The 17822-nt window shown below is 70.8% G+C and carries 15 protein-coding genes; 13 read left to right on the top strand and 2 right to left on the bottom strand.

Going from position 1 to position 17822, the window contains the following annotated elements; all coding sequences use genetic code 11:
- Nucleotides 1-27 precede the first annotated feature (27 nt).
- From ACZ6O2_RS26995 to ACZ6O2_RS26945, 11 genes are all read left to right on the top strand, one after another.
- The gene (locus ACZ6O2_RS26995) at nt 28-1182 is read left to right on the top strand and encodes a TIGR04053 family radical SAM/SPASM domain-containing protein (RefSeq protein ID WP_466024799.1); all 1155 of its coding nucleotides are present in this window, start codon (nt 28-30) and stop codon (nt 1180-1182) included.
- A 39-nt stretch (nt 1183-1221) separates the two neighbouring features.
- On the top strand, nt 1222-1965 hold the full coding sequence (locus ACZ6O2_RS26990; protein ID WP_466024798.1) for a helix-turn-helix transcriptional regulator: 744 nt from the start codon (nt 1222-1224) through the stop codon (nt 1963-1965).
- Between the two features lie 416 nt (nt 1966-2381).
- A complete protein-coding gene (locus ACZ6O2_RS26985) occupies nt 2382-6083 on the top strand; it encodes a nitrate reductase subunit alpha (RefSeq protein ID WP_466024797.1) in 3702 nt (1233 codons plus the stop codon).
- On the top strand, nt 6083-7714 hold the full coding sequence (gene narH / locus ACZ6O2_RS26980; protein ID WP_466024796.1) for a nitrate reductase subunit beta: 1632 nt from the start codon (nt 6083-6085) through the stop codon (nt 7712-7714). The genes ACZ6O2_RS26985 and narH overlap by 1 nt, the downstream gene beginning before the upstream one ends.
- A 26-nt stretch (nt 7715-7740) precedes the next feature.
- Nucleotides 7741-8406 (top strand): nitrate reductase molybdenum cofactor assembly chaperone, encoded by a 666-nt coding sequence (gene narJ, locus ACZ6O2_RS26975; protein ID WP_466024835.1) that lies wholly within the window; start codon nt 7741-7743, stop codon nt 8404-8406.
- Nucleotides 8403-9152: a respiratory nitrate reductase subunit gamma gene (narI, locus tag ACZ6O2_RS26970; RefSeq protein WP_466024795.1), complete on the top strand. Its 750-nt coding sequence runs from the start codon at nt 8403-8405 to the stop codon at nt 9150-9152. The genes narJ and narI overlap by 4 nt, the downstream gene beginning before the upstream one ends.
- Before the next feature lie 72 nt (nt 9153-9224).
- The gene (locus ACZ6O2_RS26965) at nt 9225-9587 is read left to right on the top strand and encodes a carboxymuconolactone decarboxylase family protein (RefSeq protein WP_466024794.1); all 363 of its coding nucleotides are present in this window, start codon (nt 9225-9227) and stop codon (nt 9585-9587) included.
- Between the two features lie 666 nt (nt 9588-10253).
- Nucleotides 10254-10628, top strand: a complete 375-nt coding sequence (locus ACZ6O2_RS26960) for an ArsR/SmtB family transcription factor (protein WP_466024793.1) — start codon at nt 10254-10256, stop codon at nt 10626-10628.
- A complete protein-coding gene (locus tag ACZ6O2_RS26955) occupies nt 10625-11131 on the top strand; it encodes an SRPBCC family protein (RefSeq protein WP_466024792.1) in 507 nt (168 codons plus the stop codon). The genes ACZ6O2_RS26960 and ACZ6O2_RS26955 overlap by 4 nt, the downstream gene beginning before the upstream one ends.
- Nucleotides 11119-11694, top strand: a complete 576-nt coding sequence (locus ACZ6O2_RS26950; protein WP_466024791.1) for a dihydrofolate reductase family protein — start codon at nt 11119-11121, stop codon at nt 11692-11694. The genes ACZ6O2_RS26955 and ACZ6O2_RS26950 overlap by 13 nt, the downstream gene beginning before the upstream one ends.
- Before the next feature lie 594 nt (nt 11695-12288).
- Nucleotides 12289-12486, top strand: a complete 198-nt coding sequence (locus ACZ6O2_RS26945) for a hypothetical protein (protein WP_350710560.1) — start codon at nt 12289-12291, stop codon at nt 12484-12486.
- Nucleotides 12487-12524: 38 nt separating this feature from the next.
- Here the strand turns inward: ACZ6O2_RS26945 and ACZ6O2_RS26940 are convergent, their stop codons facing one another.
- Complete coding sequence (locus ACZ6O2_RS26940; RefSeq protein WP_350710558.1) at nt 12525-12791, bottom strand: helix-turn-helix domain-containing protein; 267 nt, start codon at nt 12789-12791, stop codon at nt 12525-12527.
- An 89-nt stretch (nt 12792-12880) separates the two neighbouring features.
- Here ACZ6O2_RS26940 and map point away from each other — a divergent pair, with 89 nt between their 5' ends.
- Entirely contained in the window at nt 12881-13699 is an 819-nt protein-coding gene (gene map, locus ACZ6O2_RS26935) for a type I methionyl aminopeptidase (RefSeq protein WP_350710556.1), read from the top strand.
- Between the two features lie 13 nt (nt 13700-13712).
- Here the strand turns inward: map and ACZ6O2_RS26930 are convergent, their stop codons facing one another.
- A complete protein-coding gene (locus ACZ6O2_RS26930; protein ID WP_466024790.1) occupies nt 13713-14699 on the bottom strand; it encodes a leucine-rich repeat domain-containing protein in 987 nt (328 codons plus the stop codon).
- Between the two features lie 589 nt (nt 14700-15288).
- Between ACZ6O2_RS26930 and ACZ6O2_RS26925 the strand changes: the two genes are divergently transcribed.
- Entirely contained in the window at nt 15289-17553 is a 2265-nt protein-coding gene (locus ACZ6O2_RS26925) for an NACHT domain-containing protein (RefSeq protein ID WP_466024789.1), read from the top strand.
- Nucleotides 17554-17822 lie beyond the last annotated feature (269 nt).

Here is a 17822-nt window from a genome sequence, read left to right as displayed (position 1 = left end):
GGCGGGCCGCACCGGGCGGGAGCGTCGGTGCGGACACCACGACATGACGTACGGGAGCGCCCGTTCATCGTCATCTGGGAGGCCACCCGGGCCTGCCCGCTGGCCTGCCGGCATTGCCGCGCGTCGGCCCGGCCGCTGCGCGACCCGGCCGAGCTCGACACCGACGAGGCGACGAGGCTCATGGCCCAGGTCGCGGCCTTCGGCCGCCCCGCGCCGCTGTTCGTGATCACCGGTGGGGACCCGTTCCAGCGGCCGGACCTGGAGACGCTGGTCCGCCGGGGGGACGAGCTGGGCCTGCCGGTGTCGGTGTCGCCGTCGGGCACCCCGACGCTCACCCGGGACGCCCTGGCCGGCATCCGGAACGCTGGCGCCCGGGCCGTCTCGCTGAGTCTGGACGCGGCCACCGCCGCCGGGCACGACGGGTTCCGGGGCGTGCCGGGAGTCTTCGAGTTCACCGGCCGGGCCTGGCAGGACGCGCGGGACCTGGGACTCAAGGTCCAGATCAACACGACGGTCACCCGGGACACGGTGCGCGACCTGCCGGCGATCGCGGCCCAGGTGCACGATCGGGGCGTCTCGCTGTGGAGCGTCTTCTTCCTCGTGCCGACCGGTCGTGGACGGGCGCTGGCGAGCCTGGACGCGGCGGAGACCGAGGACGTGCTGCACGTGCTCTACGACCTCGGGGAAACCGTGCCGGTGAAGGCCACCGAGGCGCACCACTTCCGCCGGGTCTGCCTGCAACGCGACGCGCTGGCGCGCCGCGGGGAGGACCCGGTGACGGCGTTCGGGTTGGGGCCGCTGTACCGGGAACTGCGCGCGCGCCTGGACGAGCACGGCCTGACCGGTCGGGCCGATCGGGTGCGACGGGCGCCACTACGGGTCAGCGCGGGCAATGGCTTCGTCTTCGTCTCGCACCGCGGCGACGTCCACCCGAGCGGGTTCCTGCCGCTGCCCGCGGGCAACGTCCGGCGGCTGTCGCTGGTGGATATCTACCGCGACTCCGAACTGTTCACCGGCCTGCGGGATCCGGGTCGGCTGCGGGGACGCTGCGGTGCCTGCGAGTTCCGCGCGGTGTGCGGGGGATCTCGGGCCCGGGCGTACGCGGTCACCGGGGACCTGTGGGCACAGGACCCCTCCTGCGGCTACCGGCCCGGCTCGTTTCCCTGGCCGGCGCAGGAGTGACCAGTTTTCACGGCGGGCGACGTTGTAACGTTGTCTAGCGTGGAAACCACGAGGACAGGGCCGATCGGGGAAGTGATCGACACGGGCCGGCACCGGGCGCTCGGCACCGCGAGCCGGGCCTCGATCCTGGAGATCATCAAGGCGTCCGGGGGCGGCATGACCATCGCGGAGGTGGGAGAGCGGACCGGGCTGCACCCGTCGACCGCCCGGGCCCACCTCGACCGGCTGGTCGACGCGGGCCTGCTGGTCAAGGCCCGGGCCAGCGGCGGTCAGCCGGGCAGGCCGGCCTGGCGCTACCGGACGGTCGCAGCCGAGGCTCCTGCGCCCGCGCCGTACCGGGCCCTGGCCGTCGCCCTGCTCGACCATCTGTCTCGGCGAAACCGGGGCGACGTGCGGGCCGAAGCCGCCCGGGCCGGGCAGGACTGGGGCCGGCAACTGGCCGCCGCCACCCCGCCCGGTGACGACCCGACCGACGTTCTCCTCGCCGTGCTACGCGGCCTCGGCTTCAGCCCTCGCCTGCACCACACCGGCGACGGACGGACCGAGATCCACCTGCACACGTGCCCCTTCCTGGAGCTGGTCAACCGCAACCCGGACGCGATCTGCAACCTCCACGTCGGCGTGGTCCAGGGCGCCCTGGAGCAGGCCGGGGCCCCGTCCGCCAGCGCCGCCCTCGAGCCGTTCGGCGCGCCGGACGCCTGCGTGGTGCGCCTGGTCGTGCCCACGGCCGACACCGCCGGCCGGCGCCGGTCGGGAGCCCGGACGGCGTCCCGACGAGCATAAGTTCCACCCAGCCGTGCTGGCGGACCCCGACCCTCGCCGCCGGCGGCTGCGCCCTGCTGACCGGCCGGTACGCGGCACCGCCGCTGACGGCGCCACGACGCTCGCCCGCTCGTGAGCGGGCCCTTCCTGATTCACCGCCAGCCCGTGCCTTGACCACGGCCTCGCGGCGATTCGGCCGCCGCCACCCTTCACCTCGCATGCAGGAACACGTGCTGGGCGTGGGATGGCGCAGAAGCGCAGCCACCGGCGTTGCCACCGCCGTTCCCGCGACATCAGGACTTTGGTCCTTCCGGCCCGGGACCGCAGCCTCCCGATCCGGAGGTATTCGCACTAAAGGCTGGGCTGGTGCGGCGCGGCAGCGCGGCACCGACGCGCCACGGGCCGTCGCCTCACTCGACGCCGAAGGAGTGACCGCCGTGTCACCACACCGCTCGCCGGACGCCGCCCAGCCTCCCGCGACGGACCAGGTTCCCGGCGTGGCGCCGCTGCTGGCCGCTCGCCGCTTCCTGACCGGGACGACGACCGGCGACCATGGTCGGACCCTGCACCAGGTCGAGGAGAACAGCTGGGAGTCGTTCTACCGCGACCGCTGGCGCTACGACCGCGTCGTCCGCTCCACCCACGGCGTCAACTGCACCGGCTCGTGCTCCTGGAACGTCTTCGTCAAGGACGGACTGATCACCTGGGAGCACCAGGCCACCGACTACCCGACGACGGGTGCGGACTCCCCGGACTACGAGCCGCGCGGCTGCCCCCGGGGCGCCTCCTTCTCCTGGTACGAGTACTCCCCGTCGCGGGTACGCCACCCGTACGTGCGCGGGGTCCTCGCCGAGATGTTCCGCGAGGCGTACCAGCGCCTCGGCGACCCCGTGTCAGCCTGGGCCGAGATCGTGGAGAACCCGCTGAAGGCACGGGCCTACAAGAGCCAGCGCGGGCGCGGCGGCTTCGTCCGTGCCACGTGGGACGAGGCGATCACCATGATGGCCGCCGCGCACGTCTACACCACCAAGACGTACGGGCCGGACCGGGTCGTGGGTTTCTCGCCGATCCCGGCGATGTCGATGGCGTCGTTCGCCGCCGGCACCCGCTACCACGCGCTGCTCGGCGGCACGCTGCTCAGCTTCTACGACTGGTACGCCGACCTGCCGGTCGCCTCGCCCCAGATCTGGGGTGACCAGACCGACGTGCCGGAGGCGGGCGACTGGTGGAACGCCACGTACCTGATGATGTGGGGTTCCAACATCCCGGTGACCCGCACCCCGGACGCGCACTTCCTGGCCGAGGCCCGCTACAAGGGGACCAAGGTGGTCGCGGTCAGCCCCGACTACGCCGACAACGTCAAGTTCGCCGACGACTGGCTCGCCCCGCACCCCGGCACCGACGGCGCTCTCGCCATGGCGATGGGCCACGTCATCCTCACCGAGTTCTTCCGCGACCGGCAGGTGCCGTACTTCACCGACTACGTGCGCAGGTACACCGACCTGCCGTTCCTGGTCACGCTCCGGCAGCGCGCGGGCGGCGGGTGGACGCCCGACCGGTTCCTCACCGCAGCCGACCTCGGCGACGACGGTGGCGAGCACAAGACGGTGCTGGTGGACGAGCGTACGGGCGAGCCGGTTGTGCCGAACGGCTCGCTCGGCTTCCGCTACGGCGCCCACGACGCCGGCCGGTGGAACCTGGACCTCGGCGATGTCGTGCCCGCCCTCGGACTGCTCGGCCGTACCGACGACGCCGTGGAGGTCGACCTGGCCCGCTTCGACATCGGCGACACCGAAGGCGGCACCACGATGCGCCGCGGCGTGCCGGTCACCCGCGTGGGCGACCACCTCGTCACCACCGTGTTCGACCTGCTGATGGCCGATTACGGGGTACGCCGCGGAGACCTGCCGGGCGACTGGCCGACCGGGTACGACGACGTGGACTCCCCGAACACCCCGGCCTGGCAGGAGCAGATCACCGGCGTGCCGGCTGCGCTCGCCGCCCGGATCGGCCGCGAGTTCGCCCGCAACGCCGAGCGCAGCCGGGGCCGTTCGATGATCGTCCTCGGCGCCGGCGCGAACCAGTGGTTCCACTCCGACATGACGTACCGGGCCTTCATCGCGCTCGTCACGCTGACCGGCTGCCAGGGCGTCAACGGGGGCGGCTGGGCGCACTACGTCGGCCAGGAGAAGGCCAGGCCGCTGACCGGCCAGCAGCACATGTCGTTCGCCTTCGACTGGCAGCGCCCGATGCGCCACCAGGCCGCCACCCCGTTCTGGTACCTGCACACCGACCAGTGGCGCTACGAGCGGGTGCCCGCCGACGAGCTGTCGTCACCGCTGGGAACCGGCCGGTTCGCCGGGATGGCGTTCGCGGACACGGTCGCGGCCGCCCAGCGGATGGGCTGGAGCCCCGGCCACCCGGCGTTCAACCGCAACCCGCTGGACCTCACCGACGAGGCGGCCGCCACGGGCCGCACGGTCCAGCAGTACGTGGTGGACGAACTGAAGGCCGGCCGGCTCAAGGCGGTGGCCGAGGACCCCGACGACCCGATGAACTTTCCCCGGTGCCTGACCCTGTGGCGGGCCAACCTGCTGGGCTCCTCGGGCAAGGGCAACGAGTACTTCATGCGGCACCTGCTCGGCGTGGACTCCCTCGCGAGCGCGGAGGAGTGCGCCCCCGGCCAGCGGCCCCGCGACGTGGTCTGGCGCGACGGGGCGCCGGCCGGGAAGCTGGACCTGCTCACGGCGATCGACTTCCGGATGACCAACACCGGCCTGCACGCCGACGTGGTCCTGCCGGCCGCCACCTGGTACGAGAAGCACGACATCTCGACCACCGACATGCACCCGTTCGTGCACGCGTTCAGCCCGGCCGTCGAGCCGCCGGCGGACGCGCACACCGACTACGACACCTTCCTCGCCCTCGCCGACCGGTTCAGCGAACTCGCCAGCGTTCACCTGGGTGTGCGCCGGGACGTCCTCGCGGTGCCGTTGCTGCACGACACCCCGGACGAGCTGGCCACGCCCGGTGGCCGGGTACGCGACTGGAAGGCGGGCGACTGCGAGCCCGTACCCGGTGTCACGATGCCGAAGCTGGTCGAGATCGAACGCGACTACTCGCTGATCGGCGCCAAGATGCGCGCGGTGGGCCCGCTGCTGGACACCCTCGGCACCACCACCAAGGCGATCACGGTCGACGTCACCGCGGAGATCGAATACCTGCGGCACCAGAACGGCGTGGTCACGGACGGCCCCTTCGCCGGGCGCCCGTCGTTGGCCACCGCCGACCGGATGTGCGAGGCGATCCTCGCGTTGTCCGGCACCACCAACGGCCGGGTCGCCGCGGCCGGCTTCGCCGCCTTGGAGAAGCGTACCGGGCAGCCCTTCGTCGACCTGGTCGCCGGCCACGAGCAGGACCGGATCTCGTACCCGGACACCCAGGACGCGCCGCGGCCGGTCTTCACCAGCCCGGAGTGGTCGGGGTCGGAGAAGGGCGGTCGCCGGTACTCGCCGTTCACCCTCAACGTCGAACGGTCGAAGCCGTGGCACACCCTCACCGGCCGGCAGCACTTCTTCGTCGAGCACGACTGGATCGCCGAGCTCGGTGAGCAGCTGCCGGCCTTCCGCCCGCCGCTGAACATGGCGCGCCACTTCGGCAGGCCCGGCGAGCTGGTGGACGGCGGCGTGACGGTGCGGTTCCTGACCCCGCACGCCAAGTGGTCGATCCACTCCATGTACCACGACAACGAGTTGATGCTCGCGCTGTCGCGGGGCGGGCCGGTGATCTGGATGAGCGTCGAGGACGCCGCGAAGATCGGCGTCCGGGACAACGAGTGGGTGGAGGCACACAACCGCAACGGGATCGTCGTCGCCCGGGCGGTGGTCAGCCACCGCATGCCCGAGGGCACGGTGTTCCAGTACCACTCGCCGGAGCGCACCGTGAACGTGCCGAAGGCCGAGAAGAAGGGCCGCCGCGGCGGCTACCACAACTCGATGACCCGGTTGCTGATCAAGCCCACCCACCTCGCCGGTGGGCACGCCCAGCTCACCTACGCCTTCAACTACTACGGCCCGATCGGCAGCCAGCGCGACGAGATCACCGTGATCCGCCGTCGCAACCAGGAGGTGGAGTACTGATGCGGATTCGCGCGCAGGTCGCCATGGTGATGAACCTCGACAAGTGCATCGGCTGCCACACCTGCTCGGTGACGTGCAAGCAGACCTGGACCAACCGTGAGGGCACCGAGTACGTGTGGTTCAACAACGTCGAGACCAAGCCGGGCATCGGATACCCCAAGCACTACGAGGACCAGGACCGCTGGCACGGCGGGTGGAAGCTCGACGGCAAGGGGCGGCTGACCCTGCGCTCCGGCGGGCGGGTCAAGCGGCTGACGCGGATCTTCGCCAACCCGGACCTGCCGTCGCTCGACGACTACTACGAGCCGGCGACCTTCGACAAGGACATCCTCGTCAGCGCGCCCGCCGGCCTCACCGACACGCCGGTCAAGCGGCCGTACTCCGCCCTGACCGGCGAGCCCATGTCGGTGCAGTGGGGCGCGAACTGGGAGGACAGCCTCGGCGGCGCCCACGAGCGCGCCGACGCCGACCCGAACATCGCCCGTATGCCCGCCGACGCCGTGGCGAAGGTCAGGTTCGAGTTCGAGAAGACCTTCATGTTCCACCTGCCACGCATCTGCGAGCACTGCCTCAACCCGGCGTGCGTGTCGGCCTGCCCGTCCGGCGCGATGTACAAGCGGGAAGAGGACGGCATCGTGCTGGTCGACCAGGACAGGTGCCGGGGCTGGCGGATGTGCGTGTCGGCGTGCCCGTACAAGAAGGTGTACGTCAACCACGCCACCGGCAAGGCCGAGAAGTGCACGCTGTGCTTTCCGCGTATCGAGGCCGGGCAGCCCACCATCTGCTCCGAGACGTGCGTGGGGCGGCTGCGCTACCTCGGCATCGTCTTCTACGACGAGGACGGCGTGCTCGCCGCCGCATCGGTACCGGACGAACGCAACCTGCTCGATGCCCAGCGCGACGTCTTCCTGGATCCGCACGACCCGGCGGTGCAACAGGCGGCCCGCGACGCCGGCATGCCCGACGAGTGGATCGAGGCGGCGAAGCTGTCGCCGGTGTGGCGGCTGATCAGTGAGTACCGCATCGCGCTGCCGCTGCACCCCGAGTACCGCACGCTGCCGATGGTCTGGTACGTGCCCCCGCTGTCGCCGGTGCTCGACGCGACCGGCGCGGCCGGCCGGGACGACACGGACGCCGACGAGGTGTTCCACACCGTCCGGGACCTACGTATCCCGGTGGAGTACCTGGCCGAGCTGTTCACCGCCGGCGACGCCGACGCCATCGCCGGCGTGTTGATGAAGCTGGCCGCCATGCGCTCGTACATGCGCGCCCGCACCCTCGACGGCACCGTCGCCCAGGACCTGTTGGACCGCATCGGGATGACCGCCGGCCAGGTCGAGTCGATGTACCGGCTGCTGGCGATCGCCAAGTACGACGAGCGGTACGTCATCCCGACCGCTTACCGCGCCGACGCCGCCGCCCTCGAGGCGCAGGCCTCGCAGGCCGGCTGCTCACTCGACTGCGAGGGCGGGCCCGGTATGGGGGGCGAGGCGCCGGTCGCAGCGGCCGTGGAGCGCTTCCACCTGGTCGACGGCGAGGACGAGGTGCACGTCGGCCGGCGCGGGCTGGTCACCCGGCGCCGCGACGGGCGGGCCGGGCTGTCCATCAACCCGCTGTGGGGCCGGTCGTGACCGCCTCCGCCATCGGCACCGTCCCGGTGACCGCGGCCGACCGGATCCGGCTGTTCCAGCTCACGTCCGTGTTGCTCGGTTACCCGGACGCCGACCTGCTCGGCGCCGGGGACGAGCTGCGTGGCGCAGCCGCGTGGATCGGGCACCCGCGGCTGCGCGGCCAGGTCGAGGAGTTCCTCACCTGGCTGCTGGGCACCGCGCCGATCGACGTGCAGCGTCACTACGTGCAGACCTTCGACCTGCGCCGACGTTCCGGCCTGTACCTGACGTACTACCTGCACGGCGACACCCGCAAGCGGGGGATGGCGCTGCTCATCCTCCAGCAGCGCTACCGCGCCCACGGGCTGCGGCTGACCGGCGGCGAGCTGCCCGACCTGCTGCCGGTCGTGCTCGAGTTCGCCGCGACCGTCGGCCCCGGTGCGGGGGAAGCCCCGCTGCGCCAGCACCGGCGCGGTATCGAACTGCTGCGCGCCGCGCTGGCCGAGCTCCGCACGCCCTACCACCTGCTCCTCGACGCGATCACCAGCGCCCTGCCCGCGCTGACCGACGCCGACCGGGACGCCATCGCGGCACTCGCCCTCGACGGCCCGCCCGTCGAGTCCGTCGGCCTGGACGCCCTCGGCCCCGACGAGCTCACCGGCGTCGGCCTCGCCCCCTACCCCACCTGCCGCCCGTCGGAGGCGCCGCGATGAACACCGTCATCTGGATCGTCCTGCCCTACCTGTGCCTGTCGGTGTTCGTCGCCGGCCACGTGTGGCGGTGGCGACACGACCAGTTCGGGTGGACCACCCACACCAGCCAGCTGCTGGAGAACCGGATCCTGCGCCTGGGATCGCCGCTGTTCCACCTCGGCGCGTTCGGCGTCATCGGCGGGCACGCCATGGGGCTGCTGGTGCCGGCCTCCGTCACCGAGGCCGTCGGCATCCCCGAGCACGCCTACCACCTGACCGCCGTCTGGGGCGGCACCATCACCGGCCTCATGCTCGTTGCCGGACTGGTCCTGCTCATCGCCCGTCGCTTCGTCAACGGGCGGATCCGGCGTAAGACCACCCTCATGGACAAGGTGCTCTATGCCGCGCTGGCGGCCATGGTCACGCTCGGCATGACCGCCACGGTCGCCACCAACCTGCTCGGGAGCGGGTACGACTACCGGGAGACGATCGCTGTCTGGTTCCGCAGCGTCTTCTGGTTCGCGCCGCGCAGCGACCTCATGGTCGGCGCGCCGCTGGTCTACCAGTTGCACGCCATCGGCGGTTTCCTGTTCCTGGCGCTGTGGCCGTTCACCCGGCTCGTTCACGTCTGGTCTGCGCCGCTGGCCTACCTGTGGCGCCCGTACGTCGTCTACCGCGCGCGCCGCGGCCCCGTCCCGGCCGCTCCCGCCTCGCCGGCCGCGGTGCGTGAGGCGACCGCCCGCCGGCCCGGGTCACCGGTTCGGTGAGGGCAGGAACGAACGTCACCCCCGCGTCACAACTAGGGTGGGGACTGAGAACTCACGGACGGCGGAGGAGACGTGGTCGACTACCTGCCCACCATCTACAAGCAGTTCCTCGAACGCTTCCCGGAGGTCGCCGAGGCGCAGGGGGTGCTCGCCCGCCGCGTACGTGAGCGCAGCCCCTTCGACGAGCGGACCGACCGGCTGATCCGACTTGCCATGGCGATCGGAGCCGAGGCCGAGGGGGCGGTGCGCTCCAACGTTCGCAAAGCCGTCGAGCACGGAGCAACGCTCGACGAGGTGCGCGCCGTCGCCCTCGGCGCCATCACCACGTGCGGCTTTCCCACCGCGATCGCCGCCCTCGGCTGGATCGAGGAAGTGGCGGTGGCCGAGAACTTCCCCGACGGCGGCGCAGCCGCGTACAACGTCTCGCCGAAGTAGCCCTCCTCCTCTCCGAGCAGCAGCGGTACGTCGTACACCGACATGTCCGGGCGAGCCCGGACGGCCTTGACCCGGTGCCGCCACCGCTGGTGCTCGAACGCCACGTCCGCCTCGATCTCCGCCACCACCGTCGGCTCCACCTGCACGTACTCCAGCGGCTCCGGCCGGTCCAGTTGCCCCGACCAGGACGCCGGCAACGGCTGCGGCCACGGATGCGCCACGTCGGCTCGCCGATGCCGCGGCGACTGCGGCGGAGACAGGATCGCCCCGGACTCCTGCCGTCCCCCTCGGCGTTCAGCGGGTGCGTGCGGCCGGTGTAGCGGAGCCGGCCCGCCCGGTCGAACCGGCCCAGCAGCAGCGTGTCCGCCTCGCGCAGGCGGCCGGTCACCCCGCCGATGATCGCCTCGGTGACGATTCGGGTGCGGTACTTCGACCTTGACCGCACCGTCGGGCCGAGGGAAGCGACAGGTGTCTGCGCACGAGCCGCCTTGGCACGTCGTCACGTCGGGTAGCGCGCGGTCCGCGGCAGAATCGGACACCGTCTTGCCGCAGGTCGTTCGGCGGCATGTCGGCGGCGGGACCGAGCCTGCCCGGCGACCCATCCGTTGACAACATCACTCGTGTCTCAATACGCTTAACATGTTGGTTAAGTGAAGGGAGCTTCCGATGGCTGGCACCGATCAGCTCAGCGCGGTGTTCTCGGCGCTCGCCGACCCGACTCGACGGGCGATCATCGCCGAGCTGGCCGCACGCGACGCCACGGTCACCGAGCTCACCGCTCCTCTGTCCATCTCGATGCCGGCGGTGTCACGGCACCTGAAAGTGCTCGAGCGCGCCGCGCTCATCTCGCGGTCACGGTCGGGCAAGTGGCGCGCGAGCCACCTCGAAGCTGCCCCGCTGCGCGAGGCGGCCGACTGGATCGAGCGCTACCGGCGGTTCTGGGACTCGTCCCTCACCCGCCTCGATGCCCACCTCGCCACGGTGCAGGCCGCCGGACCGGCAACGGACCGGATGGCCGACGACCCCAGGGAGCTCGAATGAACACCGAAACTCCGCAGCTTGTCATTTCCCGCGTGTTCGACGCGCCGCGGGAGCTCGTCTACCGAGCCTTCACCGATCCCGACCACCTGGCGGCGTGGTGGGGCCCGATCGGCAACTCACTACCGCGCGACGAGATCGAGTTCGACGTACGCCCCGGCGGCTATCAACGGTGGACGGAGGTCAACGCAGCCGAACCCGACCTTCGCGTGCAGATCCACGTCGACCTCACCGACGTCGCCGACGGCGAACTGCTCGAAGGCGTCATGCACGTCAGTGGCCGGCTGCGGGAGGACATCGAGCCGTTCGAGACGAGACTGCGGGTCGAGTTCCACGACGAGGCTGACGGACGGACGCGACTGGAGATCCGCCAATGGCTCCCCGAACATCTGGCGCACCCCAGCGAGGAGGGTTGGCGCCAAGCGTTCACCAAGCTGGAGGTCACGCTGATGAATGTCCAGGCTGTTGCAGCTAATCATCGAGAGGTAGCGGCATGGCAAAGCTGATCTACGTGAACAACGTGTCGCTTGACGGCTACATCGAGGACGAACGCGGCGCCTTCGACTGGTTCCCAATCGACGACGAGGTATTCGCGTTCCACACCGACCTCCTGCGGTCTGTGGGCACGTTTCTCTACGGACGGCGCCTGTACGAGGCGATGGCCGTCTGGGAGACCGACGCCGCTCTGGCCGCGCAGTCCGACCTCATGGCCGAATTCGCGAGCGCCTGGCAGGCGGCGAGCAAAGTCGTCTACTCCACGACCCTCGCCGCGGTGTCAACTGCCGACACCCGACTCGAACGCCGTTTCGACCCCGCCGCAGTACGCGAACTGAAGGCCACGGCCAGCAGCGATCTCACCGTAGGAGGTGCCAACCTCGCGACGCAGGCTTTCACGGCCGGGCTGGTCGACGAGTGCCAACTGTTCATCCTGCCCATTGTCGTCGGCGGGGGCAAACCAGGGCTGCCGACCGGCATGCGCGCCGACCTTGAGCTCCTCGATGAGCGCCGATTCCGAAACGGCGTCGTACACCTCCGCTACCGCCCTCTCGGACGGAGCGCTGACGACTGATTCGGCTGGGTGAGGACGTCCATCACGAACTCGGGTTGCGTCAAGTCGCAGTATGTGCAGGCGTCAACCGCCGCGTCGGGACGACGGTGGCGACAGCGAACCTCAGTCCGGGGAACGCCCCGAGAACTACCCCCTTCATCTATCCGTCGGCATGCAGCCGCACGCTCGTGCACAAGGCCCGCGCCCTCGGGCACCACGTCGACCGGCGCCGCGAGCATCGGCGCGACCGGCCGACGCAGCATCCGCTCCGCTCCGGCCCTCCCCGGTGGGCGGGCGGGAGTCACGTCCAGTCCCCACCACGCCGGCCGCACGTCCCGCTCATCCCCACCCACCCCCACGTCATGGTGGGAGAGACACGGGCTGCCTCGGGTCCAGATCCGCGACAACGAATGCCCAGCGGTCGTTCGCCGCGCGCCTGACGCTCGGCCGAGCGCCACGTGCAGGTGGAGAGCCTCGCCGCAGCTACCGGCGGGCGGTCCTTGGGGGATGCGCGTTCGGTTGGCGGGACTGGGCCGTGGCCCGCAACGCCGCCCGCTCGAGGGGCAGAGTTTCACACGCCGCGTCGCGCGCTCACCGGAAACGTACCGTCGAAGGGTGGACGTGCTGCTGCGCGGCGGGCCGGGTGACGGCCAGGTGCTGCCCGGCGGCGGGGAAACCGTCGTGTGGCGGGCCTGCCTGTACGAGATCACGACCGAGTACAGCGAGCGGCACGGCCGCGACCTGCGGGTCTACCGGCACCGCCCCGACTGCTGCGAGCCGTACGGCCGAGGCGCCGAGGACCGCTGCGAGTGACCGACCCCCGCTGGTTGGAGGATCTGGGCGGCTGGCCTTCAGGACGCCTGGCGGATGGGCATGTCGGCCAGCCAGACGTCGGCCAGGTCGCCGAGGGGGACGCCGAGGGCCTGACTGAGGCAGACCACGGTGCCGAACGCCGGCGCGGGAAGGCGGCCCGCCTCGATCTTGCGCAGCGTCTCGGGGGAGATGCCGGCCGCCAGGGCCACCTCGACGAGGCTGCGGCCGGCACGCGCGGCCCGGAGGGCGGTTCCGAGGCGCTGGCCCGCTGCGATCTGTTCGGCGGTGAGTGGTTGGCGAACCATGCCAGCAGGATATCCCGCCGGAGTGCCCCGACCTGACGTGGTATAAAAATGCCGGTATAAAAATACCGCACCCGGAGGGGGAGGCTGTCGTGATCGAACTCAAGTCCGCCGAGGAGATCGGCCGGATGGCGGTGGCCGGCCAGTTCGTCGGCGAACTGCTCGCCGAGCTGAGCGATGTCGCCGCAGTCGGCGTCAACCTGATGGACCTCGAACACCACGCCCGCCGCCGGATCTCCGAACGCGGCGCCGAATCCTGCTACTGGGACTACGCCCCTTCGTTCGGCCGCGGCCCGTTCCGCAACGTGCTGTGCCTGTCGGTCAACGACGCGGTGCTGCACGGCCTGCCGCACGACTATGTGTTGCGGGACGGTGACCTGCTCAGCATCGACATGGCGGCCAGCATCGACGGCTGGGTCGCCGACTCCGCGCTCTCCGTCGTCGTCGGCACCCCCGACCCGGCCGACCTGAAGCTGATCGAGGCCACCGAGGTCGCACTGGAGGCCGGCATCACCGCCGCCCAGCCCGGCGGTCGCCTCGGCGACATCTCCGCCGCTATCGGCCAGGTCGCCCGCTCCTACGGCTACGGCGTCAACGCCGAGTTCGGCGGCCACGGCATCGGCCGCACCATGCACGAGGCCCCGCACGTCTCCAACGACGGCCGCGCCCGTCGCGGCGTGAAACTCGCCCCCGGTCTCACCATCGCCATCGAACCCTGGTTCTGCCGCTCCACCGACAAGATCAAGTTCGACAACGACGGCTGGACGATCCGCTCCGCCGACGGCTCCCGCACCGCCCACTCCGAACACACCGTCGCCATCACGGCTTCCGGCCCCCAGGTCCTGACCCGCCGCCCCACTCACGGCGCCACCTCGGCCGACCCCACCAAGAAGCCCGCCACAGCCTCCTGACCCACTGCCCGCCCTAGCGTCTGTATCGAAGTGGGGCCGATGCGGGTGCGCGGCTCTCCAGCCAGTCGGGCAGCTCGGTGAGCGGATTTCCGTCCAGGTACAGGTCGGTGAGCGCGGTCAGATTTCGCAGCGAGTCCGGCAGCACGGTGAGGTGGTTGTTGCTCAGCCAGAGCATGGTGAGTGCGGTGAGATTGCCCAATGAGTCCGGCAATGTCGTGAGGCCGATATCGGACAAGCCGAGGCGAGCGAGGCCGGTGAGGTTCCCCAGCCAGTCGGGCAGACCGGTGAGCGGGTTGCCTTCCAGGTACAAGGCGGTCAGGCCGGTGAGGTCCCGCACCGGGTCTGGCACCTCGGTGAACGCGTTGTCCTCCAGCCAGAGCGTGGTGAGGTTGGTGAGGCTGCGCAACGAATCCGGCAGCACGGTCAGCCTGTTGCGATCCAGCGCCAGGCGGGTCAGGGAGGTCAGGCTCCCCAGCCAGGCCGGCAGTATCGCGAGGCGATTGTTGGACAGACAGAGATAGGCGAGGGTGGTGAGCCTGCTCAACGTGACCGGCAGCGTGGTGAACGCGTTGTCGTGCAGGTACAGGTTGGCGAGGGAACCGAGATTGCCCAGCGAATCCGGCAGGTCGGTGAGCTTGTTGCCGAACAGGTGCAGCTCCGCGAGGGCCGGAAGGTCCCCCAGCCAGTCCGGCAGATCGATAATCCGGTTGTGGCCCAACTTGAGTTCGGTGAGGGCGGTGAGGTTCCGCAACGAGTCCGGAAGCTCGGTGAGGCGGTTGCTGGACACGCTGAGCCTTGTGAGGGTGGTGAGGTTCCCGAGCCAGTCCGGCAGGCTGGTGAGCTGATTGCCGTCCAGTCGCAGGTCGGTGAGTACGGTGAGGTCGGCCAACGAATCCGGCACTTCGCGCAGGCCGAGGAGGGTCAGGTCTAACGAGGTGGCGTGGGTTTCCAGCGCTTCGTTGATGCGGACCTGAGCGGGTGGAACCATGCTGACCTTCAATGCGGTGATTCGACGGTCGCGCCGTCGTCGCGCTACGAACGAGGATACGTGTCCCAACCGCATGCCTCAGCCCACCGCTCACGCACGCGCCGTCCGGCTGGCTCTTCAGCAGCCAACTGTCGAGGCAGGTCGTCACGCGGCCGTCTGCTTCCCTCTCGGCCGGCATCTCGGCCGCCCACTCCGAGCAGGCTCACCCCTATCCGCCAGCGTCTGACCATTCGATCTTCCGCATCTGAGGGATGTCTCGTACCCCGGTCTCTGTCTGCTGAGGACAGCCGCCACGGCGCCTGGGCGCAGGCGATCCGCGAGGCAATCAGATCGGTTTTCCCGTTCACCGCGCTGGCCCTTGGTTGTCAGACTTCTACTCTGGACGAAAGAACGATCGACCACGGGGCCGTGCCCACAAGGAGCCAGGGCCGGCACCGAACCGCCAAGACCCAAGTTAGGACTGCGAGGATCTGCAATTTGCCGGGGCCGGGTGCGGTTTGCCGACGAGGTCTTCGAGGCGCCGGCGACCGACGTCCGGGTGCCCCTACGAGAGCACTCACGTCGATACGGCACGCAGGTTACGTTGACCTAGGAGATCTGGATGCGGCGTTTCCTTCTACCGCTGGCCGTGGTGCTGTCCGCCGTACTCGGTCTCGCGGTCAACCTGGCTTCTGAGACGATCCCCCTTCCGCCATGGCTCGGCTGGGCCCCCTGGGTCGCGATCGTCCTGCTGGTGGTGGCCATCGTGGTGGTGGAGGGGCGGCGCGGTCGTGAGGAGCCGCAGTTGTCGGCGCCGGAGCAGCTCACGGAGGCGGCGAACATGCTGGCCCAGGCCACCGTGTCGCACTGGTCAGCGCACGCCGATGCCTGGGGCATCGGGACGAACGCCGACCCGGTGCGGGTCACCTGGCACCGGGACCATCAGCGGTCGCTGCCGATGCACGAGGTGTTCGGCGCTTCCGAGGGAAACGTTCGGCGGGTTCCGCGCCGTCGAAGCGCCAGCCGCCGAGCCCTGGACGGAAACCACCCGGGCGAACAAGGCGTGGTCACCCGCCTGTATGCCGACCTGTATCGGCGGATCCAGCGCCAGCAACTGGTCCTGCTCGGCCCGGCCGGCAGCGGGAAGACCGCAACAATGCTGATCCTGCTGATCGAGGCAGCGAGGGAGTGCGTCAGACCGGCCTCGGCACCGGAGCGCGCCGATACGCCGGTGCCGGTCTGGGTCACCCTCGGCGGATGGAACCCGGACGAGAGGTCGCTGCTCGACCACGTGGTCGAGGAGATGGAGACGAACTTCCCGGCGCTGCGGCACCCGCGATACGGCGCGGACGTCGCACGCCGCCTGGTCGCGCAGAAGCGGGTGGCGCTCTTCCTCGACGGCCTCGACGAGATGCCCACAGCGGGGCAACGGGCCGCGCTCACCAGGATCGCGCGCGAGGCCGCCGGCCTGCGGATCGTGCTCACCTCCCGGATCGAGGGGTACGATCAGGCGCGTGCCGGCGGACGGTTGCCGCGCCCGGTCGTCCTGCAGCTCGACAAGGTCGAGTCGAGGACCGCCGTCGAGTACCTGCGCCGTGGTCACGACAGTGACCGGCAACGCCGGTTCTGGCACCGGCTCACCGAGCATCTGCTCAGCCGACCCGACTCGCCGGTCGCGGAAGCGTTCGCCACCCCGCTGATCCTGAGTCTGGCCCGCGACGCGTTCGACGGGCCGGACGGCGACGTACCCGACCCTGCGGAGCTGATCGGGCTCACCTCGGTGGCAGCGGTGAAGGCCCGCGTGATCGGCCAGTTCCTGCAGCGGGCCTACCCGTCCGGTTCCGGCCGGCGCGGCGGGCGCGACCAGCGTCACCTGTTCTACCTGTCCTGGCTCGCTCACCACCTGCGGGGGCGCCGCGACCTGCGCTGGTGGGAGATCCCGACCTGGATTCCGATCAGGGCTCTGTCGATCGCGGCCGCCACCGGGATCGGGCTGCCGACGGCAGTGCTGGCCGGCGCGTGCGTGGCGTTGACCGGCGGGGCTCGGTCCGATGTGTTGTTGGCGTTCCTGGGCGCCTTTCTCGTGGCTGTCGCCGCGGTCGGGTTCATCCTGACCTCCTCCCCTTCCGCCTCGATGCCGACCCCGACCGAACCGATCGGTATGGACCTGCGGTGGCCGACTCGGGCGGAGCTGCGGATGCTGTGGCTGGCCGGATCGGGACCGCCGCTGGCTGTCGGGGTGGGCGTCGGACTCGTCCTCGGCCCGTTCGCCGGCGTGCTCTCCGGGTTGGCTCTCATGGGCCTCCTGATCGTCGGTCCGTCGATCGGCCGGGCCAACGTCACGTTCGGCCTGCTCGGCATCTGGCTGACGCCGCTGGCCGACTCACCGGCGAGCACCCCGGGCGGCACGTTTCGGGCCGACCGCCGCCGCACCCTGGTCACCGTCAGTTGTGGGGTGATCCTCGGTGGCGTCGTGTTCGCGCTGTTCAACGTCGCGGATCCGCCTCGGCCCGGGACGTGGTCGGTCGGACCGGAGCTCGGCATCGTGATCGGGGCGATGTACGGCGTCATCACCGGCCTCGGCCCGGCAGTGCTGACGGGCTTCGCCCAGGTCGTGTTGCTGCTGCACGGACGTCCGCCGGTGCGGTTCCCGGTGCTGTTCCGGGAGGCACTGCGGCGGCAGGTGCTGCGCCAGGCTGGTGTGGTGTACCAGTTTCGGCACGCCGAACTCCAGGACCACCTGGCCGCCGCCTACGAGCGACGGCAGGATGCGGGCCCGGCCCGCCGGACGTTGGCGCCGGAAACCGACGGTGAGACGGTGACGACCGCCCGGTGGTCGAGCGGTCAGCGGAACCGGCCGGGACGGCTCGACCTCGGCTCGACCTGACCGTACCGCCGCATGCTTCGCCCGGGCGCTTCATCGCGGGGGCCAGGCGAAGGGCGCTTGATGCGCCTCGATCAGGACAGCGCCCGTACGAGGTCGTGGGGGGGGGGGGGGGGGGGGGGGGGGGAGGGGGGGGGGGGGGGGAAGGGGGAGGGGGGGGGGGGGGGGGGGGGGGGGGGGGTTTTTCCCCCCCCACCCCCCCCCCCCCCCCCCCCCAACACCAAAAACACCCACAACAGACCGAAGCCGCAAACACCACCCCCCTCCCCCCC

The sequence above is a fragment of the Micromonospora sp. NPDC048040 genome (assembly GCF_055587185.1).
This window is presented reverse-complemented; position numbering and strand designations above follow the sequence as displayed.